Annotated in this window: 28 protein-coding genes; 9 read left to right on the top strand and 19 right to left on the bottom strand. The window is 72.6% G+C overall.

The features are described from left to right. The first annotated feature begins 4 nt into the window (after positions 1-4). Positions 5-745 carry an SURF1 family protein gene (locus ACZ51I_RS20895; protein WP_468877864.1) on the top strand — a complete coding sequence of 247 codons (741 nt, stop codon included), beginning with the start codon at positions 5-7 and terminating at the stop codon, positions 743-745. A 204-nt stretch (positions 746-949) separates the two neighbouring features. Here the strand turns inward: ACZ51I_RS20895 and ACZ51I_RS20890 are convergent, their stop codons facing one another. The 7 genes from ACZ51I_RS20890 to ACZ51I_RS20860 form a co-directional block, all read right to left on the bottom strand. Next, positions 950-2,227, bottom strand: coding sequence for a hypothetical protein (locus tag ACZ51I_RS20890; RefSeq protein ID WP_468877862.1), 1,278 nt, complete (start codon positions 2,225-2,227; stop codon positions 950-952). Further along, positions 2,224-3,042, bottom strand: coding sequence for a SigE family RNA polymerase sigma factor (locus ACZ51I_RS20885; protein ID WP_468877860.1), 819 nt, complete (start codon positions 3,040-3,042; stop codon positions 2,224-2,226). The genes ACZ51I_RS20890 and ACZ51I_RS20885 overlap by 4 nt, the downstream gene beginning before the upstream one ends. A 253-nt stretch (positions 3,043-3,295) precedes the next feature. Then, positions 3,296-4,363: an aspartate-semialdehyde dehydrogenase gene (locus tag ACZ51I_RS20880; protein WP_468877858.1), complete on the bottom strand. Its 1,068-nt coding sequence runs from the start codon at positions 4,361-4,363 to the stop codon at positions 3,296-3,298. Beyond that, entirely contained in the window at positions 4,360-5,631 is a 1,272-nt protein-coding gene (locus tag ACZ51I_RS20875; protein WP_468877855.1) for an aspartate kinase, read from the bottom strand. Before ACZ51I_RS20875 ends, ACZ51I_RS20880 begins: the two co-directional genes overlap by 4 nt. Positions 5,632-5,838: 207 nt before the next feature. Next, the gene (locus tag ACZ51I_RS20870) at positions 5,839-6,507 is read right to left on the bottom strand and encodes a DUF5063 domain-containing protein (RefSeq protein WP_468877853.1); all 669 of its coding nucleotides are present in this window, start codon (positions 6,505-6,507) and stop codon (positions 5,839-5,841) included. A 47-nt stretch (positions 6,508-6,554) separates the two neighbouring features. Continuing rightward, positions 6,555-7,154, bottom strand: a complete 600-nt coding sequence (gene recR / locus ACZ51I_RS20865) for a recombination mediator RecR (RefSeq protein ID WP_041662562.1) — start codon at positions 7,152-7,154, stop codon at positions 6,555-6,557. Positions 7,155-7,220: 66 nt separating this feature from the next. Next, complete coding sequence (locus tag ACZ51I_RS20860) at positions 7,221-7,556, bottom strand: YbaB/EbfC family nucleoid-associated protein (RefSeq protein ID WP_352018515.1); 336 nt, start codon at positions 7,554-7,556, stop codon at positions 7,221-7,223. A gap of 279 nt (positions 7,557-7,835) precedes the next feature. On the opposite strand from ACZ51I_RS20860, the gene ACZ51I_RS20855 reads away from it, so the two are divergent. After that, entirely contained in the window at positions 7,836-8,540 is a 705-nt protein-coding gene (locus ACZ51I_RS20855) for an SLATT domain-containing protein (RefSeq protein WP_468878211.1), read from the top strand. Positions 8,541-8,562: 22 nt separating this feature from the next. Here ACZ51I_RS20855 and ACZ51I_RS20850 read toward each other — a convergent pair whose 3' ends face one another. From ACZ51I_RS20850 to ACZ51I_RS20835, 4 genes are all read right to left on the bottom strand, one after another. Continuing rightward, on the bottom strand, positions 8,563-9,213 hold the full coding sequence (locus ACZ51I_RS20850) for a hypothetical protein (protein WP_468877850.1): 651 nt from the start codon (positions 9,211-9,213) through the stop codon (positions 8,563-8,565). Between the two features lie 112 nt (positions 9,214-9,325). Beyond that, positions 9,326-10,033: a GntR family transcriptional regulator gene (locus ACZ51I_RS20845; protein ID WP_468877848.1), complete on the bottom strand. Its 708-nt coding sequence runs from the start codon at positions 10,031-10,033 to the stop codon at positions 9,326-9,328. A 67-nt stretch (positions 10,034-10,100) separates the two neighbouring features. Continuing rightward, the gene (locus tag ACZ51I_RS20840; protein WP_468877846.1) at positions 10,101-11,462 is read right to left on the bottom strand and encodes an aminotransferase class III-fold pyridoxal phosphate-dependent enzyme; all 1,362 of its coding nucleotides are present in this window, start codon (positions 11,460-11,462) and stop codon (positions 10,101-10,103) included. 198 nt (positions 11,463-11,660) lie between these two features. Further along, positions 11,661-12,071 (bottom strand): hypothetical protein, encoded by a 411-nt coding sequence (locus ACZ51I_RS20835; RefSeq protein ID WP_468877843.1) that lies wholly within the window; start codon positions 12,069-12,071, stop codon positions 11,661-11,663. Positions 12,072-12,227: 156 nt separating this feature from the next. Here ACZ51I_RS20835 and ACZ51I_RS20830 point away from each other — a divergent pair, with 156 nt between their 5' ends. After that, a complete protein-coding gene (locus ACZ51I_RS20830; protein ID WP_468877841.1) occupies positions 12,228-13,064 on the top strand; it encodes a helix-turn-helix domain-containing protein in 837 nt (278 codons plus the stop codon). After that, on the top strand, positions 13,061-13,300 hold the full coding sequence (locus ACZ51I_RS20825; protein ID WP_468877839.1) for a DUF397 domain-containing protein: 240 nt from the start codon (positions 13,061-13,063) through the stop codon (positions 13,298-13,300). The genes ACZ51I_RS20830 and ACZ51I_RS20825 overlap by 4 nt, the downstream gene beginning before the upstream one ends. Here ACZ51I_RS20825 and ACZ51I_RS20820 read toward each other — a convergent pair. Both ACZ51I_RS20820 and ACZ51I_RS20815 read right to left on the bottom strand, forming a co-directional pair. Continuing rightward, positions 13,285-13,935 (bottom strand): FMN-dependent NADH-azoreductase, encoded by a 651-nt coding sequence (locus tag ACZ51I_RS20820; RefSeq protein WP_468878209.1) that lies wholly within the window; start codon positions 13,933-13,935, stop codon positions 13,285-13,287. The two genes, ACZ51I_RS20825 and ACZ51I_RS20820, sit on opposite strands and share 16 nt — an antisense overlap. 148 nt (positions 13,936-14,083) lie before the next feature. Continuing rightward, positions 14,084-15,025, bottom strand: a complete 942-nt coding sequence (locus ACZ51I_RS20815; protein WP_468877838.1) for an NADP-dependent oxidoreductase — start codon at positions 15,023-15,025, stop codon at positions 14,084-14,086. A gap of 166 nt (positions 15,026-15,191) precedes the next feature. On the opposite strand from ACZ51I_RS20815, the gene ACZ51I_RS20810 reads away from it, so the two are divergent. Then, positions 15,192-17,129, top strand: a complete 1,938-nt coding sequence (locus ACZ51I_RS20810; protein ID WP_468877835.1) for a serine/threonine-protein kinase — start codon at positions 15,192-15,194, stop codon at positions 17,127-17,129. A gap of 31 nt (positions 17,130-17,160) precedes the next feature. Here ACZ51I_RS20810 and ACZ51I_RS20805 read toward each other — a convergent pair whose 3' ends face one another. The 3 genes from ACZ51I_RS20805 to ACZ51I_RS20795 all read right to left on the bottom strand — a co-directional run bounded on the left by ACZ51I_RS20805 (position 17,161) and on the right by ACZ51I_RS20795 (position 19,090). Continuing rightward, positions 17,161-17,481, bottom strand: a complete 321-nt coding sequence (locus ACZ51I_RS20805; RefSeq protein ID WP_468877832.1) for a hypothetical protein — start codon at positions 17,479-17,481, stop codon at positions 17,161-17,163. Next, on the bottom strand, positions 17,478-18,023 hold the full coding sequence (locus tag ACZ51I_RS20800) for a DUF6232 family protein (protein ID WP_468877830.1): 546 nt from the start codon (positions 18,021-18,023) through the stop codon (positions 17,478-17,480). Before ACZ51I_RS20800 ends, ACZ51I_RS20805 begins: the two co-directional genes overlap by 4 nt. Positions 18,024-18,184: 161 nt before the next feature. Next, positions 18,185-19,090 (bottom strand): LysR family transcriptional regulator, encoded by a 906-nt coding sequence (locus ACZ51I_RS20795; protein WP_468877827.1) that lies wholly within the window; start codon positions 19,088-19,090, stop codon positions 18,185-18,187. Positions 19,091-19,175: 85 nt separating this feature from the next. On the opposite strand from ACZ51I_RS20795, the gene ACZ51I_RS20790 reads away from it, so the two are divergent. Then, positions 19,176-20,006, top strand: coding sequence for an oxidoreductase (locus tag ACZ51I_RS20790; RefSeq protein WP_468877824.1), 831 nt, complete (start codon positions 19,176-19,178; stop codon positions 20,004-20,006). A gap of 61 nt (positions 20,007-20,067) precedes the next feature. Here ACZ51I_RS20790 and ACZ51I_RS20785 read toward each other — a convergent pair whose 3' ends face one another. Continuing rightward, positions 20,068-21,351, bottom strand: coding sequence for an adenylosuccinate synthase (locus ACZ51I_RS20785; protein WP_468877821.1), 1,284 nt, complete (start codon positions 21,349-21,351; stop codon positions 20,068-20,070). A 143-nt stretch (positions 21,352-21,494) separates the two neighbouring features. Between ACZ51I_RS20785 and ACZ51I_RS20780 the strand changes: the two genes are divergently transcribed. After that, positions 21,495-22,298: a diacylglycerol kinase family protein gene (locus ACZ51I_RS20780; RefSeq protein WP_468877819.1), complete on the top strand. Its 804-nt coding sequence runs from the start codon at positions 21,495-21,497 to the stop codon at positions 22,296-22,298. Here the strand turns inward: ACZ51I_RS20780 and ACZ51I_RS20775 are convergent. Next, positions 22,295-22,810, bottom strand: coding sequence for a GbsR/MarR family transcriptional regulator (locus ACZ51I_RS20775; protein ID WP_468877817.1), 516 nt, complete (start codon positions 22,808-22,810; stop codon positions 22,295-22,297). The two genes, ACZ51I_RS20780 and ACZ51I_RS20775, sit on opposite strands and share 4 nt — an antisense overlap. A gap of 62 nt (positions 22,811-22,872) precedes the next feature. Between ACZ51I_RS20775 and ACZ51I_RS20770 the strand changes: the two genes are divergently transcribed. Both ACZ51I_RS20770 and ACZ51I_RS20765 read left to right on the top strand, forming a co-directional pair. Next, complete coding sequence (locus tag ACZ51I_RS20770; protein ID WP_468877815.1) at positions 22,873-23,772, top strand: ABC transporter ATP-binding protein; 900 nt, start codon at positions 22,873-22,875, stop codon at positions 23,770-23,772. After that, positions 23,769-25,370 carry an ABC transporter permease gene (locus ACZ51I_RS20765; protein ID WP_468877812.1) on the top strand — a complete coding sequence of 534 codons (1,602 nt, stop codon included), beginning with the start codon at positions 23,769-23,771 and terminating at the stop codon, positions 25,368-25,370. The genes ACZ51I_RS20770 and ACZ51I_RS20765 overlap by 4 nt, the downstream gene beginning before the upstream one ends. 49 nt (positions 25,371-25,419) lie before the next feature. Here ACZ51I_RS20765 and ACZ51I_RS20760 read toward each other — a convergent pair whose 3' ends face one another. Further along, entirely contained in the window at positions 25,420-26,607 is a 1,188-nt protein-coding gene (locus tag ACZ51I_RS20760; protein WP_468877810.1) for a cytochrome P450, read from the bottom strand.

The raw sequence follows: 26,607 nt of genomic DNA, 5'->3' as shown, positions 1-26,607 counted from the left end.
GGGCGTGTACCGGTTCCTGAGAACGCCCCGCTGGTGGGGGATCAACGCCTTCGTCCTCCTCGCGATCCCGTTCTGCGTGTTCATGGGGACATGGCAGCTCGGCAAGTTCGAGGACCGCGTCGAGACCCACCGGGAGGCCGAGGAGCTGCCCGCCGCGAGCTCGCTCAAGGCCGAGCCGCTGGACTCGCTCCTGCCGGTGGACCAGAAGACTTCGGGCCGTGCGGCGCGGGCGAGCGGCCGGTTCGGGGAGCAGTTCCTCGTGCCGGACCGCGAGCTGGACGGGCGCACCGGCTCGTACGTCCTGACGATGCTGAAGACGGACGGCGGCCGGTCGCTGCCGGTGGTCCGGGGCTGGCTCCCCGCAGGCGCGAAGGCCCCCGCTCCGCCGGCCGGCGAGGTCACGGTGGTGGGCGCGCTCCAGGCCTCGGAGAACCCGGGCACCAAGGGCGTCCGCGCGGCGGGCGGGCTGCCGGAGGGGCAGCTGGGGATGATCAGCGCGGCGTCCCTGGTGAACGTGGTCACGGACGACGTCTACGACGCCTGGATCACCCTCGCGGACTCCCCCGCCGGTCTCACGCCGGTCCCGGCGGTGGCCGCCGCGGGCACGGGCCTGGACGCGAAGGCGTTCCAGAACCTGGGCTACACGGCGGAGTGGTTCGTCTTCGCGGGCTTCGTGGTCTTCATGTGGTTCCGCCTCGTGCGCCGCGAGGCGGAGGCCTCACGGGACGAGGCACTGGGCCTGTAGGGCCGGCCCTGCCCCGCTGGGCCGCGCAGGCGCCGCCGCTGCCGCCGTCGAGCCTGGTGGCGGCGCTGAGCCTCGCAGGGCGCCACCCTGGGCCTCGTGAGGCGCCGGTGGGCCCTCGTGTGGCGCCGCTTGCGGCCTCGCCGGGGCGCTCCCGCCGCGCCTCGCGGGGCGCAGCACCTGCAGCCCGGCGCGCCCAGCGCCGTCCTAGGACGGGGCCAGGAGGCCCGTTCGGTAGAGGGTGCCGGCGCAGGCGTTCGGGATGAGGACCGTTGCCGTGGGGCCGCCAGGCTCGGCGGTGTGGCTGACCGCGATGCCGCCGTCCGCCGGAGTGCCGTCCTCGTGGAGCAGCTGGGGTGCCGTGCCGGCGCCCGCGCCCTCTTCCGTGCCGGTGTCCGGTCCGGTGCCGGCGCCGCCGGAGTCGGCGCCCTCGGTCGGTTCGGGGTTGCCCGTACCGCCCGACGGGCTGTCCGTCGGGGTCGGCGTGGCCGGCGGCTCGCTCGGGGTGGTCGGCGTGGGGGTCGGCGTGGTGCCGGTCGTCGGGCAGGTGTCGCTCGGCACCCAGACGAACTTCACCTCGTAGCTGCCGCTCGGCTCGAGGACGAGCGCCGAGGCCTCCTGGGCGGGGTCGGGCAGTCCGCCGCCCCCGTCCCCCGACGTGTGGCGGACCACCGAGATCCGCCCCGGGTCCGCCGCCCCCCGGGCCTCGAAGCCGACGATGCCGGCCCCGTCCACCAGGCATGCCTGGTCGGAGACGTTGGCGATGCGGAAGGTGCCGTGGACCTTGCCCTCACCGTCGGCCCCGGCGGCTCCCGACCCGGCGACACCGAGCTGGCCGACGGCGCACCGCGGGGTGGAGTCGGGGTCCGCGCCGAGCGTCTGGCGCGGGCCGTCTCCCGAGGAGCCGGCCCCCGGGAGCTGCGGCTTGCCCGACGCGGCGTCCGCCGCGCCGGGGCGCGGGGAGACGCTGCTCGCGGGGGCCGTGGAGCTCTGACCGCCCTCGACGCCGGTCTCCGTGCCGGTGCCGCCCTGGGCCTGCTCGCCGTGGCCGGCGTTCACGGGGTTGGCCGCGGAGATGCCGCCCGACGCGGCGACGTGCACGAAGGCGGGGACGGCCGTGCCGATGAGGACGGCGGCGGCCGCGGCGCCGACGACGGCCTGCCGCTTCCGGGCGCGCCGCGCGGGCACGGCCCGCCGCAGGTGCTCCAGCGAGCCGAGGGAGGGCTCAAGGCCGCCCACGGCGTCCTGGAAAAGCCGCCGCAGCGCGAGCTCGTCGTCGCCCTCGCCGGGCCCGGGCTCGATCTTCACCATGCGCTGTCCACTCAGCTCGTCACGTTCATCCAGGGCGTCAGGCTTCTCACGAGCGGGCCCGGCGGCGGAGTCGGTGCGGTCCTCGAGCGCCGCCTCGGCGGCATGCCTCTCGGGGACGTCGTCGCCGTCACGGTTCTCGTGGGCCACGCCGTCCCGGTCGGGTGCCTCGCTCATGTCGTCGCCCCCATCGCGACGCGCAGCGCCGCGATGCCCCGCGAACCGTACGCCTTCACCGAACCCAGGGATATCCCGAGCGTCTCGGCGACCTGGACCTCGGTCATGTCGGAGAAGTACCGCAGGGCGAGCACCTCGCGCTGGCGCCGCTGGAGTCCGCGCATCGCCCTGATCAGGTCCTCGCGCTCCAACTGCTCGTACGCCCCCTCCTCCGCGCTGGCCATGTCCGGCATCGGCTTGGACAGCAGCTTCAGTCCGAGGATGCGGCGGCGCAGCGCGGACCGGGAGAGGTTCACCACCGTCTGGCGCAGGTAGGCGAGCGTCTTCTCCGGCTCACGCACCCGCTTGCGGGCCGAGTGGACCCGGATGAAGGCCTCCTGGACGACATCCTCGCAGGAGGCCGTGTCGTCGAGGAGCAGCGCGGCGAGGCCGAGCAGCGACCGGTAGTGGGCGCGGTAGGTCTCGGTGAGGTGATCGACGGTGGTGCCTGCGGCCGGGACGGCCTCGGCGCTCTTGCGGGGCGACGGGATGCCGTCCACCCCGCCGGTGCGGGATCCGGTGGGCACGGGGGCGATCACCGGCATGCCGCCGAGCGCGCGCGGCCGCCGGAGCGGACGGACCGCCGAGCCGCGCACGGGGACGGCGACGACTTCACGCGCAGGGACGGCCGAGCCGCGTACGGGAACGACGGCGGCGTCACGTACCGGGGCGACGGGGGCGCGTAGGGGAACGACGGCGTCGCTCCGCGCGGGGAGCACCGCCGTGCCCGCGCCGCGCAGCGGGGCGATGGTCGCGATGTCGAGTACCTCTGCCACGCCTGTTGGACACGTTTCCCCCCGGCAGGGTTGTACGCGCACGCCGCCTTTTTCGACGGCGAGTTGTTCGTCCTCATGCGTAACCGTTCTCCCCCGATGCCCCGCTTTCAGCGTGTCCCGTGCCACACGGTGGTGGGTGCACGCAGAGACGCGCCCCGCCCAACTCTTGGTTGCAGTAGGGGGGAAGTGCATCGTCGACCACGGCATCGCCGCACTTCAAGAGGTATCTGACGCCTTTTTGCTCACAGGTCGTTCACAGATCACACAAATCCGTGACAAGGGATTCCGCGATCTGAAGCGCGTTCAGGGCCGCGCCCTTGCGGAGGTTGTCGGCGCAGACGAAGAAGTCGAGCGCGCGCTCGTCGTCGAGGGAGCGCCGGACGCGGCCGACCCAGGCGGGATCGGTGCCGGCGACGTCGGCGGGGGTGGGGAAGTCGCCGGCGGCCGGGTCGTCGTAGAGGACGACCCCCGGCGCGGTCGCCAGGACCTCGTGGGCGCGTGCGACGGGGACGGGGTTCTCGAAGCGCGCGTGCACGGAGACGGAGTGCGCGGTCACGACGGGGACGCGCACGCAGGTGGCGGCGATCCGGAGGCCGGGCAGGCCGAGGATCCTGCGGGTCTCGTCGCGGACGTGCTCCTCCTCGGAGGAGGAGCCGTCGGCGCCGGGGGTGCCCGACCAGGGCAGGACGTTGAGCGCGAGGGGGCCGGGGAAGGGGCCGGTGTTCTCGCCGACGGCCCGCCGTACGTCACCGGGGTGCGTGCCCAGGTCGGCGTCGCCGGCCACCAGGCCGAGCTGGGCGCGGAGGGCGTCGACGCCCGCCCGCCCGGCACCGGCGCCGCTGGCGGCCTGCTGGGCGGTGACGACCAGTTCGGCGAGGCCGAACTCGGCGTGCAGGGAGCCCACGGCGACGATCAGCGCGAGGGTGGTGGAGCCGGGTCCCGCGACGATGCCGCGGGGGCGTACCCGTGCGGCGTGGCCGTTGAGCTCGGGGACGACGAGCGGCACGTCGGGGTCGGCCCGGAAGGCGGCGGAGGTGTCCACGACGACGGCGCCCTTGGAGACGGCGATCGGCGCCCAGTGGGCGGCGACGTCCTCCGGTACCAGGAAGAGCGCCAGGTCGACGCCTTCGAAGGCTTCCTCGTCGAGCGCGAGGATCTCGCACTCCTCCCCCCGGACGGAGGCCTTTCGGCCGGCCGAGCGGGGGGAGGCGACGAGGCGTATCTCGCCCCAGACGTCCGCGTGGTGCGTGAGCATCTGGAGCATCACCGAGCCGACCGCCCCGGTCGCTCCCACGACCGCGAGCGTCGGCTTCGGGGTCATCGGCCGGTGCCTCCGTAGACGACGGCCTCGTCCGAGTCGCTGTCCAGGCCGAAGGCGGTGTGGACGGCGCGTACGGCCTCGTTGACGTCGTCGGCGCGGGTGACGACCGAGATGCGGATCTCGGAGGTCGAGATCAGCTCGATGTTCACCCCCGCGTCGGAGAGCGCCCGGAAGAAGTCCGCAGTGACGCCGGGGTTGGTCTTCATACCGGCGCCGACCAGGGAGATCTTGCCGATCTGGTCGTCGTAGCGCAGCGAGTCGAAGCCGATCGAGTTCTTCGCCTTCTCCAGGGCGTCGATGGCCTTGCGGCCCTCGGCCTTGGGGAGGGTGAAGGAGATGTCCGTGAGGCCGGTGGAGGCGGCGGACACGTTCTGCACGATCATGTCGATGTTGATCTCGGCGTCCGCGACGGCGCGGAAGATGGCCGCGGCCTCGCCGGGCTTGTCCGGCACGCCGACGACGGTGATCTTCGCCTCGGAGGTGTCGTGGGCGACGCCCGAGATGATGGCCTGCTCCACCTTGCGGTCCCCTTGCGGCTGGTTGCTGACCCAGGTCCCCTGGAGTCCCGAGAAGGACGAGCGGACGTGGATCGGGATGTTGTAACGGCGTGCGTACTCGACGCAGCGGTGCAGCAGCACCTTGGAGCCGGAGGCGGCGAGCTCCAGCATGTCCTCGAAGGAGATCCAGTCGATCTTCTTCGCCTTCTTCACGACGCGCGGGTCGGCCGTGAACACACCGTCGACGTCGGTGTAGATCTCGCAGACCTCGGCGTCGAGCGCCGCGGCGAGCGCGACGGCGGTGGTGTCGGACCCGCCACGGCCGAGCGTGGTGATGTCCTTCTTGTCCTGGGACACGCCCTGGAAGCCGGCGACGATGGCGATGTTGCCCTCGTCGAGGGCGGTACGGATTCGGCCCGGCGTGACATCGATGATGCGCGCTTTGTTGTGGACGGAGTCGGTGATGACGCCTGCCTGGCTGCCCGTGAACGACTGGGCCTCGTGGCCCAGGTTTTTGATCGCCATGGCCAGCAGGGCCATGGAGATCCGCTCTCCGGCGGTCAGCAGCATGTCGAACTCACGCCCGGCAGGGATCGGGGATACCTGCTCGGCGAGATCGATCAGCTCGTCCGTCGTGTCGCCCATCGCGGAAACCACGACGACCACCTGGTGGCCGTTCTTCTTGGCGTCCACGATCCGCTTGGCGACGCGCTTGATGCCTTCGGCATCGGCAACGGAGGAGCCTCCGTACTTCTGCACGACAAGGCCCACGTGCGCTCCTCGCTCAGTCTGTGCCGCAGCCGGCGCTGCGATCGGCTCAGTCTATCGAGGGACCCGGAAACACCACCGTGATATCGCATGGTGAGACGAGCCGCTCAGGAAGTGATCAGGAAGCCGTGTCCGGCACGCCGAGCGCGGCCGCTGCTTCCCGACCGACCGCTCCCCCGCGGCGTCCGCTCCAGCCGCCAAGCGCGGCCGTTACTTCCCGAGCGACCCGCCGCGCAGCCTCAGCGGGACGCCGATCTCCTCCAGCATCACGCGCCCCGCCTCCTCCGCGAGGTCGTCCTCCGCGAGGTCCTCGTCCGTGTCGAGGCCGTCGAGGGCCGCGAGGGGCTGGTCGAGGCGGACGTGGGCGACGAGGGACTGAAGGGCGCGGAGGGTCGCCGAGGCGGTGGGGCCCCAGTTGGAGAAGTACGAGAACTGCCACCACCACAGCGCCTCGCTGGTGCGGCCCGCGCGGTAGTGGGCGAGGCCGTGGCGCAGGTCGGCGACGATGTCGGCGAGGTTGTCGGAGATCCGGGCCGGGACCGGGGCCTTGCGCGGCTCGTACGGGTCGAAGACCTCGGAGAAGACGTCGACCGGGTCCAGCATCGCCGCGAACCGCTCGCGCAGGTCGTCGACGTCCGGCTCCGGGCCCGTGTCCGGCTCGTACCGCTCGTCCGGGACGATGTCCTCGTGCGCGCCGAGCCGGCCGCCCGCCAGGAGCAGCTGGGAGATCTCGAGGAGCAGGAAGGGCACCGCGCTGTCCGGCTCGTCGCCCTTGGCGACCTCGGTCGTCGCGACGATGAAGCTCTCGATCGAGTCGGCGATCTGGACCGCGAAGTCGTCCGGATCCTGCGTGACGGAGTGCAGTGTGGGATCAGACATCGAGCAGCCTCCCTGAGAGCGCGCAGGAGAGCGCACCGGCCCTGTCGTCATACATCTAGCAGCCTCCGCCCCTCGAAGGCACGGCCCAGTGTCACCTCGTCGGCGTACTCCAGGTCGCCTCCGACCGGGAGCCCGCTCGCGAGCCGGGTCACCTTCAGCCCCATGGGCTTGATCATCCGCGCCAGGTACGTCGCGGTGGCCTCGCCCTCCAGGTTCGGGTCGGTCGCGAGGATCAGCTCGGTGACGGTGCCGTCCGCGAGCCGCGCGAGCAGCTCGCGGATCCGCAGGTCGTCCGGGCCGACGCCCTCGATCGGGCTGATGGCGCCGCCGAGGACGTGGTACCGCCCGCGGAACTCGCGGGTCCGCTCGATCGCGACGACGTCCTTCGGCTCCTCGACCACGCAGATGACGGTCAGGTCGCGGCGCGGGTCGCGGCAGATGTTGCACTGTTCCTGCTGCGCCACGTTCCCGCAGACCGCGCAGAACCTGACCTTCTCCTTGACCTCCAGGAGCGCGTGCGCGAGACGGCGGACGTCCGTGGGCTCGGCCTGGAGGATGTGGAAGGCGATCCGCTGCGCGCTCTTGGGACCGACGCCGGGCAGTCTGCCCAGTTCGTCGATGAGGTCCTGAACCACGCCTTCGTACAACGGAACGCCTCTCCTCGGAGTGCTTGATTCTTACGGTAGTGGCTGGAAGCGAGCCTTAGAAGGGGTTCAGAAGCCCAGGCCCGGCATGCCGCCCATGCCCTGGGCCAGCGGGCCCAGCTTGGCCTGCTGGAGCTGCTGCGCGTTCTCGTTGGCGGCCTGCACGGCGGCGACGATCAGGTCGGCCAGCGTCTCGGTGTCCTCCGGGTCGACCGCCTTGGGGTCGATCACCAGGCCCCGCAGCTCGCCGGAGCCGGTGACGGTGGCCTTGACGAGGCCGCCGCCCGCCTGTCCGTCGACCTCGGTCGCGGCGAGCTCCGCCTGGGCCCGCGCGAGGTCCTGCTGCATCTTCTGGGCCTGCTGGAGGAGCTGCTGCATGTTGGGCTGGCCACCACCGGGGATCACGGTCACTCACTCCTACAGGTCTTCGGAAACGTCTTCGGAACGTCGGTATCCCGAGCCTACGTGCTCGCCGAGCGGGGTGCCGACGCAACTCTTTCGAGTGAGAAACTGCGGGCTCCTCTACCTGATCAACACCCTCTTGCGGGCGGAAATCCCGGGATTCCGGGCCCATCGCCCACCATTCGGCGGTAGGAAGGGCAGGCACCACGTGCACCGCACGTCACAAAAGGACACGAGCGCTGAGCTGAACAGAGGAGTCCCCCGGTGAGCCAGCAGCCGGAGATGCAGCCACCGGGGACCCCCGGAGGAGACGTCACCCGCGATCTGACCGGTACGCCGTTCCCCCTGGGCGACTGGGGCGAGCCCGCCGAACGGCTCGACGAGCTGTACCGCTGGGTCGAGACGAACGCCCTGCGCACCGCCGAGTGGTACCTCTCCGACCGGGTCTGGAAGCGCCGCTGCGCCCGGATCCTGCGGATCGGCGCGGCCGCCGGGGTGATCGCGGGCGCCGCGCTCCCGCTGCTCGACCTGACCGGGGCCGCCGAGGGCGCCGCGGGCTGGGGCTATCTCTCGCTGCTGCTCGGTGCCGCCTGCATGGCCTGCGACCGGTACTTCGGCGTGACCTCCGGCTGGATAAGGGACGTGGCGACGGCGCAGGCCGTGCAGCGCCGCCTCCAGGCGCTCCAGTTCGACTGGGCCTCGGAGAGCGTCCGGGAGGTGCTGGGCCCCACGGAGGGCACGGCCAGCGAGGCGGCCGAGCGGTGCCTCGGCGTGCTGCGCCGCTTCTCGGAGGACGTGACGGAGCTGGTACGGGCGGAGACCGCGGACTGGATGGTCGAGTTCCGCTCGGGCCCGGCGCCGCTGGCGCTCCAGTCGGTCGGCGTGGTCCCGGCCAGGGCGGAGAGCCCCCACCCCGCCGGTCGCTTCCCGCTGCCCCCGGGCACCCGCCCGAACATGCCGCGCCAGCGGCCCCCGGAGACCCGTTAGGGCCTCCGGGGAGCACCCGGCCTCAGCTGAGGATGATCATCGAGCCCTGGGCGAGGCTCCGGGTCGCCGCCGCGTGGAGCCCGAGCCAGACGTGCCGCTCCCGGGCGAACGGGTGGTCCTCGTAGGGTCCGGCCGCGGCCGGTTCCTCCAGGGTGGTGGGCCGCTCCGGCGGACGGGGGGCCGCGGGCGGGTTCGCCGGGTCGATGCCGAGGGCGGGCGCCACGAACTCCAGCTCGCGGAGCAGACCGTACGAGGAGCCGAGCGGCCCGCCGCCCTCGAGGAGCTCGTCGCTGGCGAGCGGCACCGGGAAGTCCACCGGCACGTACGCGCCCGCGTGGTCGTAGTGCCAGACCAGGTGGGACTGCTGGGCGGTCGCCTCGAACATCTCCAGGAGCTGTTCGTAGTCCCCGCCGAGCTCGCCGACCGGTTCGACCGGCAGTCCGCACATCTGGAGCAGGTAGACGCGGCGCAGGAAGTGCAGCGCCGCGTAGTCGAAGCCGGCGACCGGGGCGACGTCGCCCGAGAGCCCCGGCATGTACGCGTAGACGGGCACGGTCGGCAGGCCCGAGGCGCTCAGCACGGCGTCGTAGGCGGCGATGTCTTCGGCGAAGGGGTTGTCGGGGCTGTGGCACAGCACGTCGACGAGGGGGACCAGCCACAGGTCACAGGCCAAGGGAGGCTCGCTCTCCGTCAAATGCAGGGACGGCCAGGGTAGTCGGCTCGGCCGCCCACGCCCACCCGCTGAGCACCTGCCCGTCGAGGCCCCGTCTCAACCCGACGGGCCCTCAGCGGGCCCGCGCCTCCAGGCGGTCCGCCCATTCCAGCGAGTGCGTGTTGTACGCCCGTACGACCTCGACGGCGGCCTCCCCGTCGCCGCGGGTGATCGCGTCGACGAGGTCCACGTGGCCGCTCCACAGCCAGCCGAGGACGTCCCGCTCGGAGCGCAGGTAGGGCACGGAGAAGACCCAGGCCTGGACGCGGAGCCGGTGCAGGAAGTCGGCGATGTAGTCGTTGGCGGAGACCAGGCGGCCCAGCTCGCGCCAGTAGCGGATGTCGTAGCCGATGAGGATGTCCAGGTCCCCGGCGCGGGCGGCGCGGGCGGCGGCCTCGCCCCGGCGGCGTACGGAGACGAGCGCGAGGCCGATGCCGAGATCGGGTTCCGGGGCGGGGGGCGGCGGGGTCGTCGCGGGCGCGTGGCGGCGGAAGATGCCGTCGACGACGAGCATCCGGGCCTCGACCATGCCCCGGTAGTCGTCGATCGAGTACTGGTGGACGCGGAAGCCGCGGTGCTGGTCGGAGTCGAGGAGGCCCTGGGCGCAGAGGTCGACGAGCGCCTCCCGCACGGGCGTCGCGGAGACGCCGTACTGCTCGGCGATCTGCTTGACGGTGAATTCCTCGCCCGGCTGGAGACGCCCTGCGAGCACCTCGTCACGGAGCGCGTCCGCGATCTGCTGTCGCAGGGTGTTGCGGGTGACAGCTCCGCTCGCGGGCATGGGTCGGCCCCCCTCCGTCCGGTTCCGGACACCCTAGTCCAGACGGAAGGGGCCTCTCCGTTCCGCGTTACGCGGTGTGCTCGTCGGCCACCGAGAGGGCCGCGTCCAGGGCCGCGAGGCCTTCCTTGGCCTCAGCCTCGGAGACGTTGCAGGCGGGGACGGCGTGGGTGCGGTTCATGTTCACGAAGGGCCACAGGCCGTTCTTCTTCGCGGCGGCGGCGAAGGCGGCCATCGGCGCGTTGGCCTCGCCGGCCGCGTTGTACGGGACGAGCGGCTCGCGGGTCTCCTTGTTCCTGACCAGGTCGAGCGCCCAGAAGACGCCCATGCCGCGGACCTCGCCGACGGACGGGTGGCGCTCGGCGAGCTCGCGCAGGCCGGGGCCGAGGACGGTCTCGCCGATGTGGGCGGCGTTCTCGACGACCTTCTCGTCCTCCATCACGTGGAGGGTGGCGACGGCGGCGGCGCAGGCCAGCGGGTGCCCGGAGTAGGTCAGGCCGCCGGGGTACGGGCGCTTGTCGAAGGTGGCGGCGATCTCGGCGCTGATGGCGACGCCGCCGAGCGGCACGTAGCCGGAGTTCACGCCCTTGGCGAAGGTCAGCAGGTCGGGCACGACGCCGAAGTGCTCGGAGGCGAACCACTTGCCGGTGCGGCCGAAGCCGGCCATGACCTCGTCGAGGATGAAGACGATGCCGTACCTGTCGCAGATCTCGCGGACGCCGGCGAGGTAGCCGGGCGGCGGGGTCATGATGCCGGCGGTGCCGGGCACGGTCTCCAGGATGATCGCGGCGATCGTCGCCGGACCCTCGAAGGCGATCGTGTCCTCCAGGTGCTGGAGGGCCCGCGCGCTCTCCTCCGCCTCGGTCGTGGCGTAGAAGGGCGAGCGGTAGAGGAACGGCGCCCAGAAGCGCACGACGCCTGCGGAGCCGTTGTCCGAGGCCCAGCGGCGCGGGTCGCCGGTCAGGTTGATCGCGGTGGAGGTGGCGCCGTGGTACGAGCGGTAGGCGGAGAGCACCTTCGTACGGCCGGTGTGCAGCCGGGCCATGCGGACGGCGTTCTCGACGGCCTCGGCGCCGCCGTTGGTGAAGAAGATCTTGTCCAGGTCGCCCGGGGTGCGCTCGGCGATGAGGCGTGCGGCCTCGGAGCGGACGTCGATGGCGAAGGCGGGCGCGAAGGTCGCGAGCTTCCCGGCCTGCTCCTGGATGGCGGCGACGACCTTGGGGTGCTGGTAGCCGATGTTCGTGTAGACGAGGCCGCTGGTGAAGTCGAGGTAGCGGTTGCCGTCGTAGTCCCAGAAGTACGAACCCTCCGCGCCGGCGACGGCGAGCGGGTCGATCAGTCCCTGTGCGGACCAGGAGTGGAAGACGTGCGCGCGGTCGGCGGCCTTGACGGCCGCGCCGGCCTGAGGATCGGGTTCGACATGAGGGGTCATGGGGTCGAGGGTAAGGAACCGCAGGTGGGACGGGCCATCACCATCTTGTCCACCGAGACCGTGGCGGACCCGACACGTTGCCGGTCGGGCCGGGGGCCGCCGGGGCGGGCGCTCGGCCGGTGATCACGTCCACCGGGGGGATCCCGCACCCAGCCGACTGTCGTACCGCCCGGCGGACAACCCAGTCCGCCCCCTCGCCTAGCAGGCGAGGAGTACCGCCACGGCGCTCCGCAGGAGCATCGGGTGGACGAAGCGGTCGGGGCGCGTCGGGGGGAAGCGCCACGACAGGGGCCAGGTCCTGCCCGTCAGGGCGGGGACGGGTACGTAGCTCACGTGGGCCGGGCCCGCGTTGAAGCGGGTCACCCCGCGCGGCCACGCGCGGCGGGCCGTCGTCCCGGGCGGCACGAGGAAGTAGACCCCCCGCCGGCCGTTCGCCTCCATGACGACGGGCCCGGGGTCGCCCCCGGTGAGCGCCTCCATCCAGTCGGCCAGCCGCCGCCCTTCCTCACCGTCCACCCGAACGGCGTCGAATTGTACGCCCGCCTTCCGGAGTTGGAATCCGGAAACAGGAATCCAACTCACGTTTACTTCCCGATTCTCTTCATTCACGGGGACATGTTCCCGCGTCGGCGCTAGCGTTTTCCACGACTGCGGGGGCCGCGTCGACAACCCCTTGACCTGCACCAACGCACCCCGTACGCAGTCGAATTCGGCGGGGAGCAGTTGAGACCGGTTGAGATCGGTTGAGTCCGAATGGGGACCGCGATGGCGCGAGCAGAGAACAAGGAAACAGTCGGCCCCGCGGCCAGGATGGCAGCGGCGGTCGCAAAGCGATTGCGGATGAAGAAGGGCTGGACACAGGAACAGCTGGGCGCCCAGATGGGATTCACGGGCGCGGCGATCAGCGCGATGGAACGGCTGATCCACCCGGTGAGCGACGAGATGCTCGTCCAGCTCGAACGCGTCCTGGGCGGCGGCACGGGCATCTTCGAGGAGATGCGGGAGCTCGTACGGCTGGAGAAACTGCCGGAACAGTTCCGGGGGTACGCCCCGATCGAGCAGAAGGCGGTGGCGTTGTGCTTGTACGCGAACCACGTCGTCCACGGGCTCTTCCAAACGGAGGCGTACGCACGGGCGTTGATCGCGGGCGGCTATCCGGAGCCGACCCCGGAACGCGTCGAGGAGCTGGTGGTCGGTCGAATGGCACGGAAGGCGCTGTTCGACCGGAAGCAGGTCTGCGAGATCGAGCTGATCCTCGACGAGTCCGTACTGAAACGGGTGATCGGGGGCGAGGAGATCATGCGGGAGCAGCTCCTGCACTTGGCGGAGTGCGCCCGGAGGAGGAACGTGAACATTCAGGTGCTGCCCCTGGATGCCGGGTTGTCCGGTGAGTACGCGGGTGCGCGCGGTGACCTGAACATCGTCGAAACCCCGGCCCACGACCACGTGACCTTCCTGGAGATCCAGGGAGAGAGCCTGCTGATCACCGACCGGACGAAGGTCAGTACCCATCGACAGCGGTATGCGAAGATCCGGGCACAGGCCCTGGATCCGCGCAGGTCGCTGGGCGTCATCGAGGAGTTGGCGGGAGTACGGAGATGAACGAGACCCTGCACTGGTTCAAGTCCAGCTACAGCGACGGTGGTGGCGGTAACTGCGTCGAGGTGGCCATCGCATGGCAGAAGTCCTCGTACAGCGACGACGGCGGTGGCAACTGCGTAGAAGTCGCCGCCTGCCCCCACGCCGTCCACCTCCGGGACTCGAAGGTCCAGGATGGTCCCACGTTCGCCGTGGAGCCGTCCTCCTGGAGCGCCTTTATCGCCTACGCGGCCAGCTGAACCGCCAGTTCCCTCCCCAGGGACTCGGCCGCCGCGAGGGACTCCGTGCGGGAGACCTCGTACAGCGGGACGAGTCCGGCCATGGCGGGGACCATCGGGGCCATGGTCAGCTCCGGCAGGATGAACGTGACGTCCATGCCCAGGCCGTGGCCGAGGACCTGGCGCAGGAAGTTCTCCACGTAGTCGCCGCCGTGCATCGGCGTGCCCTCGCGGTACGAGCCGCCCCGGCTGGCCGCGACGACCACCCGCTTGCCCGCGAGTGAGGGGTTCTCCGTGACCGCGGTGCGCCCCACGGCGAAGACGTGGTCGATCCAGGCCTTCAGGACCGAGGGGATCGAGTAGTTGTACATCGGGGCGCCGAGCAGGATCACGTCCGCCTGCTCGGCCTCCTCGATCAGTTCGGCGCGCAGCGCGAAGGCCGCGCGCTGCTCCGGCGACTGTTCGTCGGGGGCGGTGAAGCCGGCGTAGTAGGCACCGGCGTCCAGGTGGGGGATCGGGTCGGCCGCCAGATCCCGGTAGACGACCGTGCCCTCCGGGTGCTCGGCCTGCCAGGCCGTGCGGAAGGCGGCGGTGACGGCGCGGGAGTGGGAGTCCTCGCCGTTGAAGGACGTGTCGATGTGCAGCAGTGTGGCCATGGGGATCGTCTCCTGGGGTTCGCCGTCCGCGTGCTTCGCGTTCCTGGCTGACACAGGAGATCCTGGTTCCTCAACCAAACTTGAGGTCCAGCGACGCCAGCTGTGACCTGGCTCACGGCCCCCATGGGCCGTGGCCGCCCTGCGCGGTTCAGATCATCAGGATGATCCGGCCGGGCCTGTGCCCCGCCTCCGCCCTGCGGTGCGCCTCCGCGACCTCCTCCAGCGGCATCACGTCGGCCACCCGGGTGATCAGCTCCCGGTCCGCCACCTTCCGGAGGCTCTCCGTGAGCCGGGCGGCGTCCGGCTTGGCCCGTACGGTCTCGACGCGGATGCCCCGCTCGGCGGTCGGGACCCGGTCGGGGGCGAGCGCGGCGAAGACGCCGCCGTCCTTCAGGACGGGCAGGAGCCCCTCGCCGACGAGCGCGCCGTCGAAGACCGCGTCCACCCGGTACGGGTCGCTCTCCCGCACCCTCGCGACCGTCTCCTCGGGGGCGCCGCGCGTGATGACGTGGTCGGCGCCGAGGACCCTCAGTTCGGGCTCGTCGCCCTCGTGGGCGACGGCCACCACCCGCATGCCGGCCGCGTGGGCGTACTGGACCGCCAGGCGGCCCACCACCGCGCTCGCGCCGGTCACGAGGACCGTCGCCCCCGGCTGGAGCGCGAGCTGCTCGAGGCCCTGCTGCGCGGTGGCCGAGGCGAGCGGGAGGGACGCGGCGACGGTGAAGTCCACGTCGTCGGGGACGGGGGCCAGCCACTCGGGGTCGGCCCAGATGACCTCGGCGTACGTGCCGTCGCCCGTCAGCATCTGGTACCAGGGGTGGAAACCGGCCACGCGGGTGCCCGCCGCCAGCGTGGGCGTGGGGTCGAGCAGCTTGCCCGCGAAGTCCGTCCCCAGGACGAAGGGGGGCTTGAGGTCGCCGACCGCGTCGGCGTACAGGCCCGCGCGGATCCGCAGGTCGGCCTGGTTCACCCCGGCCGCCTTGAGGCGCACCCGTACCTTGCCCGGGACGGCCCCGGCCTCCGGCTCGGGCCGGCGGGCCATCCTGAGGACCTCGGGTCCGCCGTAGGCGGTCACTTCGACGACACGCATGGGGTACTCCTCAGACGGAAGGCCCCCTCGTCGCCATTACACCCAGGCTCCACACCCCCGGCAACCTCTGTCGGTCCACCCGGGGAGGAAGGCCCCGGAGGGAGCCCTCGGCGGCGGGCCGTCTCTCCGGGACGGCCGACCTGCCTGTCTGGCATGCTCTGGCGACGTGGAGTCATTGAACGCGGAAGATCCGGTCAGCGTCGGCCCGTTCCGTCTGATCGGCCGCCTCGGGGTCGGGGGGATGGGCCGGGTGTTCCTGGCGCGCTCGGCCGGCGGGCGGACCGTCGCGGTCAAGGTGGTGCACGCGGAGCTGGCCGCCCAGGACGAGTTCCGGCGCCGGTTCGCCCGGGAGGTCGCCGCCCTGGAACGGGTCGGCGGCACCGGCACCGCGCCTGTCCTCGGCTCGGACACCACCGCCGACTCGCCGTGGGTCGCCATCGGGTACGTGGCGGGGCCTTCGCTGCGGACCGTGGTGGGCGACGAGTTCGGACCGCTGCCGCCCGCGACCGTGCGGACCCTGACCTCCGGGCTCGCCCGCGCCCTCGACCACATCCACTCCGCCGGGCTCGTCCACCGCGACCTCAAGCCGTCCAACGTGCTGCTGACCGTCGACGGGCCGCGGATCATCGACTTCGGCATCGCCCGCGCCGTCGACACCGTCGCCGACGGCGGCAACCTGACCACCACCGGGGCGGTCGTCGGCTCGCCCGGCTTCATGTCGCCCGAGCAGGTCCGCGGCGACCACATCACGCCCGCGTCGGACGTCTTCTGCCTCGGATCGGTGCTCGTGTACGCGGCGACCGGCCGCGCTCCGTTCGGTACGGCGGACAGCGGCGTCCACGCCACGATGTTCCGCATCGCCCACGACGAGCCCGACCTGACGGACCTCCCGGCCGAGCTCTCCGGACTGATCCGGGCCTGCCTCGCCAAGGACCCGGCGGCCCGGCCCACCGCGACCGAGATCGTCGAGACGCTCCCGGTCGCGGACCCCTGGCTCCCGGCCGACGTCCTGGCCCGGCTCGGACGGCACGCGGCGCGGCTGCTGGAGGAGGAAGGGCGCACGGAGGCGAGGACGGCTCCGGACGGGCGTACGGACCCGGGAACGGGCGCGGGCAGCGGCACGGACGCGGGTGCCGCCGCTCCCGTACCGCCGAACGGCACGGCCGCCACGGCGCCCGCCGCTCCCGCCGCTCCCGCCGGGCCCCGGCGCCGGGGCCGTACGGCTCTGCTCGCCACCGTCACGGCCCTCGCCGTCGCCGCGGCGGCCACCGTCGCGTACGTCTACTGGCCCGGCCGGCACGACGCCGGCAGCGGCGGCACGGCGGGCGGTGCGGCCGGCGGCGGGAAGTCGGGCACCGGCCGCCCCGCCGGCATCGTCCCGGCGGCCTTCCTCGGCGCCTGGGAGGGTGTCCTCAAGGGCACGGCGAACGTCCCGTACGAGACGAGCCGGATCGAGATCTCCCAGGGCCCCGCGGGTGCCAGGGCCGCCGTCTACACGCATGTCACCGGGGAGCGGCTCTGCATCGGCAGGGCCACCCTGATCTCCGCCACCGACGGCGAACTCGTCCTCGGCGAGGCCGAGATCACCGCGAGCGTCCCCGCCCAGCGCTGCACGCCGGCCGCCCGCCAGACCCTCAGGCTGCGCTCGACGGACGTCGTCGAGTGGGGCTCCGGCGTCGCCAAGAGCACCTTCCGGCGGGTCAAGGCCGGCACGGACGTCGTCCCCGCCGCCTACGTCGGCACCTGGAAGCAGGCGCCGGACACGATGACCCAGCCCGAACCCGACCGCTGGTCCTACCGGGTGACCGTCACCCAGGGCCCGGTGGGCGCGCCGCTCGTGCGCTTCGAGCAGTCGTACCCGCGCATGGACGACCAGGGCAACCTCCTCGCCGAGGACATCGACTGCGCGTCCACCGCCGTCGTGGGCAGCGCGGGCTCCCTCCTGGTCATCGGCCCGGAGACCCGCGACCCGGACACCTGGGACCCGGACTGCGCCGAGAACGGCAGCAGCAACCTCCGCATCGTCCGGTGGCAGGGCAAGGAGCGGCTCCAGGTCTACGGGATGACGGCGGACGGGGAACCGGCGGAGTTCGTACGGGACTGACCGCCGGGTTCGTACGCGACCCGGACGGGCCTCACCGCGCGAGCAGCTCCAGGGCCGCCCGCACGGAGTCCAGGAGCGGCTGGCCGACGCCGCCGACGGTGGCGGCGACGGCCTGGAGGAGCTGGAGCGCGCCGCGCCGCCTGTCCGGCACGGCGAGGTCGGTCGTGGCCCCGTCGACGGACTCCCGGGCCTCGGCCGGAAGGCTGTCCCGCAGTTCGCCGACGCGCTGGAGCACGGCCGCCAGGGCCCGTTCGAGCTCGGGCGAGCCGTGGTGGTGGACGATGCCCTGGTTGCCCCGGCCGCCGTGCATGTTCACGACGTCGCCGTAGTAGTTGTTGCTGTCCCCGGTCACCTGGACACCCCCGTGTTGCCGCTGCCGCCGTACATGTTCACCGAGTCGCCGAAGTGGTAGTTGCCGTAGTTGGTGATCGCCAGCGAGGCGACGTGGGCGTGGAGTTCCGCGTCGGGCTTGTCGATCGCCTCGGCGATCGAGAGGACGAGCTGGTCCAGCCGATCGCGCGGTGCGGTCACCAGGGCCGTGGAGCGGCCGTTGGTCTCGACGGCGAGGACGTGGTGGGACGCGGCGAAGACCACGGCCATCATGTCGCCGACGAAGTAGATCAGCGCGCACACCACCAGGACCATGAGGAACTCGGCCACGTCGGCGACATCGCTGCTGCTGCCCCATCCCCCGCTCGACCCGGCCGACAGCCACATCAGGAACACGAGGGCGAGCAGCGCGATCCCGCCGCGTTTCAGGAACCGCGCGAAGGCCGCTCCCCGGCGCGGGGTGAGGACGAAGGTGTAGACGCGGACGATGTTCTCCAGCGGGTACGCGGCCCCGTGCACCCAGAGCAGCCGCTTGCTGATGACCAGACTCTCGCGGGGCGGCACCCTCGGAGCCGCGGGTGCGGCGGCCGGCGCGGGCGCGTGGGCCGGTCTCGGTGGTTGCCGTGGTGGCGGTGTTCCCGTCGTCTCCATGCTTCCCCCTGTGCTGGAACGGGCTGGAACGGAGCCTCATTAAGCGCTCGACTCGCCCTCCGCACAAGGGGAGTTCAGGCCTCCCGTGGGACGACTTCGGCCGCCGCGCGGGCGTAGTCGTGGACCAGGGGGCGGGTGTCGTCCACGCGCCAGGCCAGGGCGAAGCGGCTGGGGGTGACGCCGCGGACGGGGCGGGTGACGACCCCGCCTCGGGTGAGGAGCGGGATGTTCCCGGCGGCGACCAGGCAGATGCCGAGGCCCCCGACCAGCGCCTCGTACGTCTCGTCCGCGCTGGCGATCTCCGCGCCGACGACCGGCGGCCGGCCGCCCCGGGCGTCCAGGGCCAGCCAGTGGTCGCGGAGTTCGGGTCCGGTGCCGGGGAGGGCGAGGAACGGTTCGTCGAGGAGTTCCGCGAAGTCGAGGTGGTCGCGGGCGGCCAGCGGATGCGTCTCGGGGAGGGCGATCAGCCGGGGCTCGGTCGCCACGACCACCCAGCGGAAACGGTCCGCCCCGGCCAGCGGCAGCCAGACGAACGCCAGGTCGCTCGTCCCGTCCGCGAGCCCCGCCGTCGGGTCCTCCCAGCCCACCTGGCGCAGCCTGAGCCGGGCCTCCGGGTGCGCCCCGGTGAACCGGGACCGGATCGCGGGCAGCAGCCCGCCACGGCCGGGGCTGGTGCTCATGCCGACGATCAGGGTGCCGTCGGCGGCCGCCCGGGCCCGCCGTACCGCCTCCCGGCCCTCCTCCCACGCGGCGAGCACGGCCCGCGCGTGCGGCAGCAGGGCCGTACCGACCGGGGTGAGGGCCACGCCCCGACGGTCGCGGTCGAAGAGGGGCGCGCCGAGCTGCCGCTCCAGGGCCCGGATCTGCTTGCTGAGCGCGGGCTGCGAGACGTACAGCCGATCGGCGGCCCGTGTGAAGTGGAGCTCCTCGGCGACCGCGAGGAAGTACCGCAGATCCCGCCCGTGCACATCCATAGCCATGGGTTATCACGGCGGATCTTGGACGGACAACAGCCGTCCGCCCCAGGCTTGTCGCACCACCACAACGACTCGGGGAGCAACGCACATGAGCAAGGTCTGGCTGATCACCGGTGCCAACAGCGGTTTCGGGCGCGCCTTCGCCGAGGCCGCGATCGCCGCCGGCGACGTCGTCGTCGCCGCGGCCCGCCGCCCCGAGACCCTGGACGAGCTGGTCGCCGCCCATCCCGACCAGGTCGACCCGGTCGCCCTCGACGTCACCGACACGGCGGCCGTCGACCGGGTCGTCGCCGGTCTGGTCGAGCGCCACGGCCGCGTCGACGTCCTCGTCAACAACGCGGGCCGCACCCACGTCGGCTCGGTCGAGGAGACCTCCGACGAGGAGCTGCGCTCCCTCTTCGACCTCCACGTCTTCGGCCCCGCGGCCCTCACCCGCGCCGTCCTGCCGCACATGCGGGCCCGCCGCTCCGGCGCGATCGTGCAGCTCAGCAGCGTCGGCGGGCAGATGTCGATGGCCGGCTTCGGGGCGTACAGCGCGACGAAGTTCGCCCTGGAGGGCCTCTCGGAGGCGCTCGCGGCCGAGGTCGGTCCGCTCGGCGTCAAGGTCCTCATCGTGGAACCGGGCGCCTTCCGCACGAGCCTCTTCGGCAACCACAGCCTCAGCGGCGACGGCATCGCCGACTACGCGGACACCGTCGGCGCCACCCGCGGTTTCGTCGAGACCGGCGGCGGCACCCAGGCGGGCGACCCGGCGAAGGCCGCGGCGGCGGTCCTGGCGGCCCTCGACGCCGAGGAGACCCCGCTCCGCCTCGCCCTCGGCGACGACTCGATCGACACGATCTACGGCCACCTGGAGCAGGTCCGGGGCGACCTCGCGGCCTGGGAGAAGGTCGGGCGGGACACGAAGCTGGACGCGTAGCGAGAACGACGAAGGGCCCGCACCCCGGGGAACCGGGATGCGGGCCCTCCCGCACGTCGTCCTACAGGAACGAGTTGATCTCGATCGTCTCGGTGCGGCCGGGGCCGACGCCGATCGCGGAGATCGGGGCGCCCGACATCTCCTCCAGCGCCTTCACGTAGGCCTGCGCGTTCTTCGGCAGGTCCGCGAAGGTCTTCGCCTTGGTGATGTCCTCGGACCAGCCCGGCAGCATCTCGTAGATCGGCTTCGCGTGGTGGAAGTCGGTCTGCGAGTACGGCAGCTCCTCGACGCGCTTGCCGTCGATCTCGTACGCGACACAGACCGGGATCTGCTCCCAGCCCGTCAGCACGTCGAGCTTGGTGAGGAAGAAGTCCGTCAGGCCGTTCACGCGGGTGGCGTAGCGGGCGATGACCGCGTCGAACCAGCCGCAGCGGCGGTCACGGCCGGTGGTGACACCGCGCTCGCCGCCGATGCGCCGCAGCGCCTCGCCGTCCGCGTCGAAGAGCTCCGTCGGGAACGGGCCGGCGCCGACGCGGGTCGTGTACGCCTTGAGGATGCCGATGACCCGGCTGATCTTCGTCGGGCCCACGCCCGCACCCGTGCAGGCGCCGCCCGCGGTCGGGTTCGAGGAGGTGACGAAGGGGTACGTGCCGTGGTCGACGTCGAGCAGGGTGCCCTGGCCGCCCTCGAAGAGCACGACCTTGTCCTCGTCGAGCGCGTTGTTGAGGATCAGGGTGGTGTCCGCGACGTACGGCTTGATCTGCTCCGCGTACTGGAGCATCTCCTCGACGATCTGCGCGGCGTCGATGGCACGGCGGTTGTACAGCTTGGCGAGGAGCTGGTTCTTGCCCTCCAGCGCCGCCTCGACCTTCTGGGTCAGGATCGACTCGTCGTACAGGTCCTGGACCCGGATGCCGACGCGGTTGATCTTGTCGGCGTAGGTCGGGCCGATGCCCCGGCCCGTGGTGCCGATCTTGCGCTTGCCGAGGAACCGTTCCGTCACCTTGTCGAGGGTGACGTTGTACGGGGTGATCAGGTGGGCGTTGCCGCTGATCAGGAGCTTCGACGTGTCGACGCCGCGGTCGTTCAGTCCGCTCAGCTCGGAGAGCAGGACCGCCGGGTCGACGACGACACCGTTTCCGATCACCGGGGTGCACCCCGGGGAGAGGATTCCGGAAGGGAGGAGATGGAGCGCGTACTTCTGGTCGCCTACGACGACCGTGTGGCCGGCATTGTTGCCGCCCTGGTAGCGCACCACGTAGTCCACGGATCCACCGAGCAGGTCGGTGGCCTTTCCCTTGCCCTCGTCACCCCACTGAGCACCGAGCAGCACAAGTGCGGGCACAGGCGTACACCCCTTCCGGGTGGGGCATGTCCAAGGTCAGGGGGCGTACGCCGCCTCACCGGTGTGCCCCGGAATAGACGAAGCCCCTGGCGCAATAGCGCAAGGGGCTCTTGCACAAAGATGCTACCCGAGGAAGGACCGAGGTGTCGGATCACGACCAGCTGCTGGTCATCGTCGACCCGGTCGCCCGCCGAAATGACGGCGAGTCCGTACGGATCGCGAAGGATGTGCTGTGTGCCGGCGCGGAGGCGAAGATCTGCCTGCCGGACGGCCCCGAGGAATTCTCGCGCGCCCTGGCCCGGCGCGGCTCCCGGCGCCCCGTGGTGCTCGGCGACGACCGCGCGCTGCTGCGTACGGTGGCTCTGCTGCACCGCGAGCGGGAGCTCGCCGACGGCGCCCTCTCGCTCGTCCCGATAGGAGCTCCGGACGCCCTGGAAGTCGCCCACGCGCTCGGCGTGCCGCGCTCCACGCCGGTGGCGGCCCGGGTGGCCCTCCACGGCCTGGTGCGCCGCCTCGACCTGCTCGTCGACGACAGCGACGGCGTCGTCCTCGGCGACCTCCTGGTGCCGGGCCTGCCGCTGGGCGACTCCGTGACACCGTCGGTCTGGGGCACCTGCCGCTCCCTCGTCCGTACGCTGGTCCGCCCCGCCCCGGCGGCCCTCGCCGTCCGGACGCACCGGCTGCGGGTGGAGGCCGACGGGGTGCTGCTCGCCGATGTCGACGCGCCGGTGGAGGGCCTCACGCTCCGGCCGGTGGCGGGTGCGACCGAGGTGACCGTCCACCCCGCCGCCGCCGCGCCCCGCCGCGCGACCGCCCGCGCGGTCACGGTCTCGGGCCCCGACTTCCGCTACCGCGCGGACGGCCGCGTCACGGGGCCGGTGCGGCGCCGGACGTGGACGGTCCGGGCGGGGGCGTGGGGTCTGACGCTGCCGCGGGAGGCCGCTTAGGCCCCGGGGGCCCGGTCCGCGCGGGCGGCCTTGTGGACGCGCCAGCGGTCCATGATCACGGACATCTCGGCGTGCAGGAAGGCGAAGAACTCGGCCGTCTCCGCGACGCGGCGGCCCGCCGCGCTGTCCGTCCCGAGGGTCGCGGCGCCCTCGTCGAGGACCTTCTCCCAGCGGGTGAGGGTCTGGTCGCGGCGGGTGAAGGTCTCGTACCAGAGTTCGTTGTGCAGGACGTAGCGCTCGCGGCGGGTGCCGGGATCGCGTTCGCGGCTGACCATGCTCACCTGGCCGAGGTAGCGGATCGCGCCGGAGACGGCGGCCGGGCTGATCCGCAGCTGCTCGGCCAGCTCCGCCGAGGTCATGGAGCCCGTCTCCGAGGCGAGGAGGGCCGCGAAGACGCGGCTCGCCATGCGCTGCATGCCGGCGGCGGTCATCTCCGCGGCGAAGCGCTCCACGAAGCGGGAGACCGCCTCGTCGGCCGTCGTGTCGGTCCTCGTCGTCTCGCTCTCACCCATCCCGCGATTTTATACTGTTCCTTAACTTCACAAATTTGTGAAACTACCGTAGGTTCAGAAGCATGACGAAGGCGATCAGCGTCCTCGGACTCCACAAGTCCTTCGGGCGCACCCACGCCCTCGACGGCCTCGACCTCACCGTCGGGACCGGCGAGGTGCACGGTTTCCTCGGCCCCAACGGCGCCGGGAAGTCCACCACCATCCGGGTCCTCCTGGGCCTGCTGCGGCCCGACTCCGGCGCCGCCCGGCTCCTCGGCCGCGACCCCTGGCGCGACGCCGTCGAGCTCCACCGCCGGATCGCGTACGTCCCCGGCGACGTGACGCTCTGGCGCAACCTCTCCGGCGGCGAGGTCATCGACCTGTACGGCAGGCTGCGCGGGAACGGCCGCCTCGACGGGGCCCGACGGGCCGAGCTGATCGAACGCTTCGAGCTCGACCCCACCAAGAAGGGCCGCACCTACTCCAAGGGCAACCGGCAGAAGGTCGCCCTGGTCGCCGCCTTCGCCGCCGACGTCGACCTGCTCGTCCTCGACGAACCGACCAGCGGCCTCGACCCGCTGATGGAGGAGGTCTTCCAGAGCTGTGTCGAGGAGGCCCGCGACCGGGGCAGGACCGTCCTGCTGTCGAGCCACATCCTCAGCGAGGTCGAGGCGCTCTGCGACCGGATCAGCATCGTCCGGAAGGGCCGGACCGTGGAGTCGGGTTCGCTCGCGCAGCTGCGGCACCTGACCCGTACCAGCGTCACCGCCGAACTCGCCGGGCCGCCCGACGGCCTCGCCCACCTGCCGGGTGTCCACGGGTTCGACGTGCGGGGGGCCCGGGTGAGGTTCCAGGTCGACACGGACAAGCTCGACGCCGTCCTGCGCTCCCTGACCGCCTCGGGCGTGCGGAGCCTGACCTCCACCCCGCCCACGCTGGAGGAGCTCTTCCTCCGGCACTACACGGACGAGGTGGCGTCATGACCCTCGCCGGCACCGCCGCCCCCGCCCGGAGCGGGCCCCTCGCCGGCACCGGCGTCCTCACCCGGCTCGCGCTCCGCCGCGACCGGCTGACGCTCCCCGTATGGGCGCTCGTCACCGGCGGCCTGGTCGCGAGCGGCGCGGGTTCCCTGGGCGGGCTGTACTCCACGGCCGCCGAACGGGCCGAGCTCGCCGCCTCCATGACCGCCAACAGCTCGATGCGCACGCTGTACGGACCGGTCTTCGGCGACTCCCTCGGCGGGCTCGTCGCCTGGCGCTTCGGCACCTTCGGCGCGGTCCTCGCCGCCGTCGCGAGCCTGATCGTGGTGGTCCGGCACACCCGCGAGGAGGAGGAGACGGGCCGTCAGGAGATGCTGTCCGCAGGTGCGGTGGGCCGCCGGGCCCCGCTGACGGCGGCGCTCCTCGCCGCCCTCGTCCTCAACACGGCCATCGCCCTCGTCGTCACCGCCGGCCTCGCCGGACAGGGCACGGCCGGGGCGCTCGCGCTCGGTCTGGCGATCGGCGGCACCGGCATGGTCTTCGCGGCCACGGCCGCGCTCGCCGCCCAGGTCACGGAGAGCGCCCGGCTCGCCAAGGGCCTGTCGGCGGCCCTCCTGGGCCTGGCGTTCGTCCTGCGGGCGGCCGGCGACTCCGGCACGGCGGACGGTTCCTCGGTGCTCACCTGGCTCTCGCCGGTCGGCTGGGCCGAACACGTCCGCGCCTTCGCCGGCGAGCGCTGGTGGGTGCTCCTCCTGATCCTCGCCGCCGTCCTGGCCCAGACGGCGGCGGCGTACGCGCTGACCGCCCGCCGGGACGTCGGTGCGAGCTTCCTCCCCACCCGGCCCGGCCCGGCGGAGGGGCGGCTCGCGACGGCCGGGGCGCTCGCCTGGCGGCTCCAGCGCGGCACGCTCCTCGGCTGGTCCCTCGGCTTCCTGCTCGGCGGGCTCGTCTTCGGCGGGATGGTCGAGGGCGCGGCCGACATCGTCGGCGACAACGAACGGGCCCGGGAGATCTTCGAGCGGATGGGCGGCCAGAGCGCGCTCACCGACGCCTTCCTCGCCACCATGGTCTCCCTCCTCGGGATGCTCGCGGCGCTGTACGCCGTCGGGTCGGTGCTGCGGGCGCACGGGGAGGAGACCTCGGGCCGGGCCGAACCGCTCCTCGCGGGCTCCCTCGGCCGGCTCCGCTGGGCCGCCGGGCACCTGGTGATCGCCTTCGGCGGCTCGGCCCTGATCCTGGTCCTCGGCGGGCTCGGTCTCACCCTCGCGTACGGGCACGAGGCCGGCCCGGTCCTGGGCGCCGCGCTCGTCCAGCTCCCGGCCGTCTGGACGCTCGCCGGGCTCGCGGTCCTGCTCTGGGGCGCCGCCCCGAAGGCCGCTCCCGCCGCGTGGGGCGTGGCCGGGCTCTGCCTGGCCCTGGGCTGGATCGGCCCCGCCCTGGACCTGCCGCAGGCCGTCCTGGACGCCTCCCCCTTCGGACACCTGCCGAGGCTGCCGGGCCCGGGCATGGCCTGGACCCCGGTCCTGGCCCTGACGGCCCTGGCGGCGGCCCTGACGGCGACGGGCCTGGCGGGGCTGCGCCGCCGGGACATCGGAGGCTGAGGGCCGGACACCACCGGGCCCTCCGAGGGACTTCGGGGAGGGGAGGATGTCACACCTCCACGAGCAGCTCCTCGAAGCCCCGGATGACGTACCCCGGCTTCCGAACCGGTTCCGCCGCGAGCCTCAGCCCCGGCGCCTGCCTCCGCAACTCGCCGAAGACGGCGGTCAGTTCGAGGCGGGCGAGCGGGGCGCCGAGGCAGTAGTGGATGCCGGCGCCGAAGGTGATGTGCGGGTTGTCGGCCCGTTCGAGGTCGAGGACGTCGGCGGTGGGGCCGAAGCGGGCGGGGTCGCGGTTGGCGGAGCCGAAGAGGAGGGCGACCTCGGCGCCGCGCGGGAGGGTGACGCCGCCGAGCTCGATGTCGTCGAGGACCCAGCGCTCGAACATCTGGAGCGGGGTGTCGTACCGCAGGATTTCTTCCACAGCTGTGGACAACTTTTCGGGATCCGGGCGGACGTCCTGCTTCAGGAGCGTCCACCAGCCGTTGACCGTGGTGTTCACGGTGGCCTCGTGACCCGCGTTGAGGAGCAGGACGCAGGTGGAGATCATCTCCTGTTCCGTCAGCTCCTCCACGGCGATCAGGGACGAGATCAGGTCCTCCCCCGGGCTCTTCCGGCGCCGTGCGATCAGCTCCCGCAGATAGTCCGAGAACTCCACGGAGGCCTCGACCGCCCGCCGGGCCGTCTCCTCCGAGGGGTTCAGCTCGAACATCCCGCAGATCGCCGCCGACCAGGGCCGCAGCCGCCCCCGCTCCTCGTCCTCCGCCGGGATCCCGAGCATCTCGGCGATCACCGCGACCGGCAGCGGCTCGGCGACGGCCGACTGCAGGTCGCCCCCGCCCGCCGCCACCAGGTCACCGACGAGCCCGGCGGCGAGGCGCCGTACCGTCGGCGCCAGGTTCTCCACCGTCCTCGGCGTGAACGCCTTCGAGACCAGCCGCCGGATCCGGCTGTGGTCGGCGGCCTCCAGATCGAGCAGCCCGTGGTCGTTGAGCGTGTGGAACGGCTCGTGCGCCGGGTCCGGAGGCGTACGGCCGAACTCCTCGTGCGTGAAGCGGTGCGTGTACGTCCGGCCGAGGCGCCGGTCCCGCAGCAGCGCCGACACGTCCTCGTAGTGCGGGACGAGCCATTGGCGGGTCGGGGCGTGCCAGTGGGCGCGGCCGGTGGCGCGCAGTTCGGCGTACGCCGGATAGGGGTCGGCGACGAACGCGGGCGACCAGGGGTCGTAGGCGGCATCCAT

Source organism: Streptomyces sp. NPDC034084, assembly GCF_055575535.1.
The sequence above is the reverse complement of the archived record's forward strand: the minus strand, read 5'-3'. Positions and strand labels throughout refer to the sequence as shown.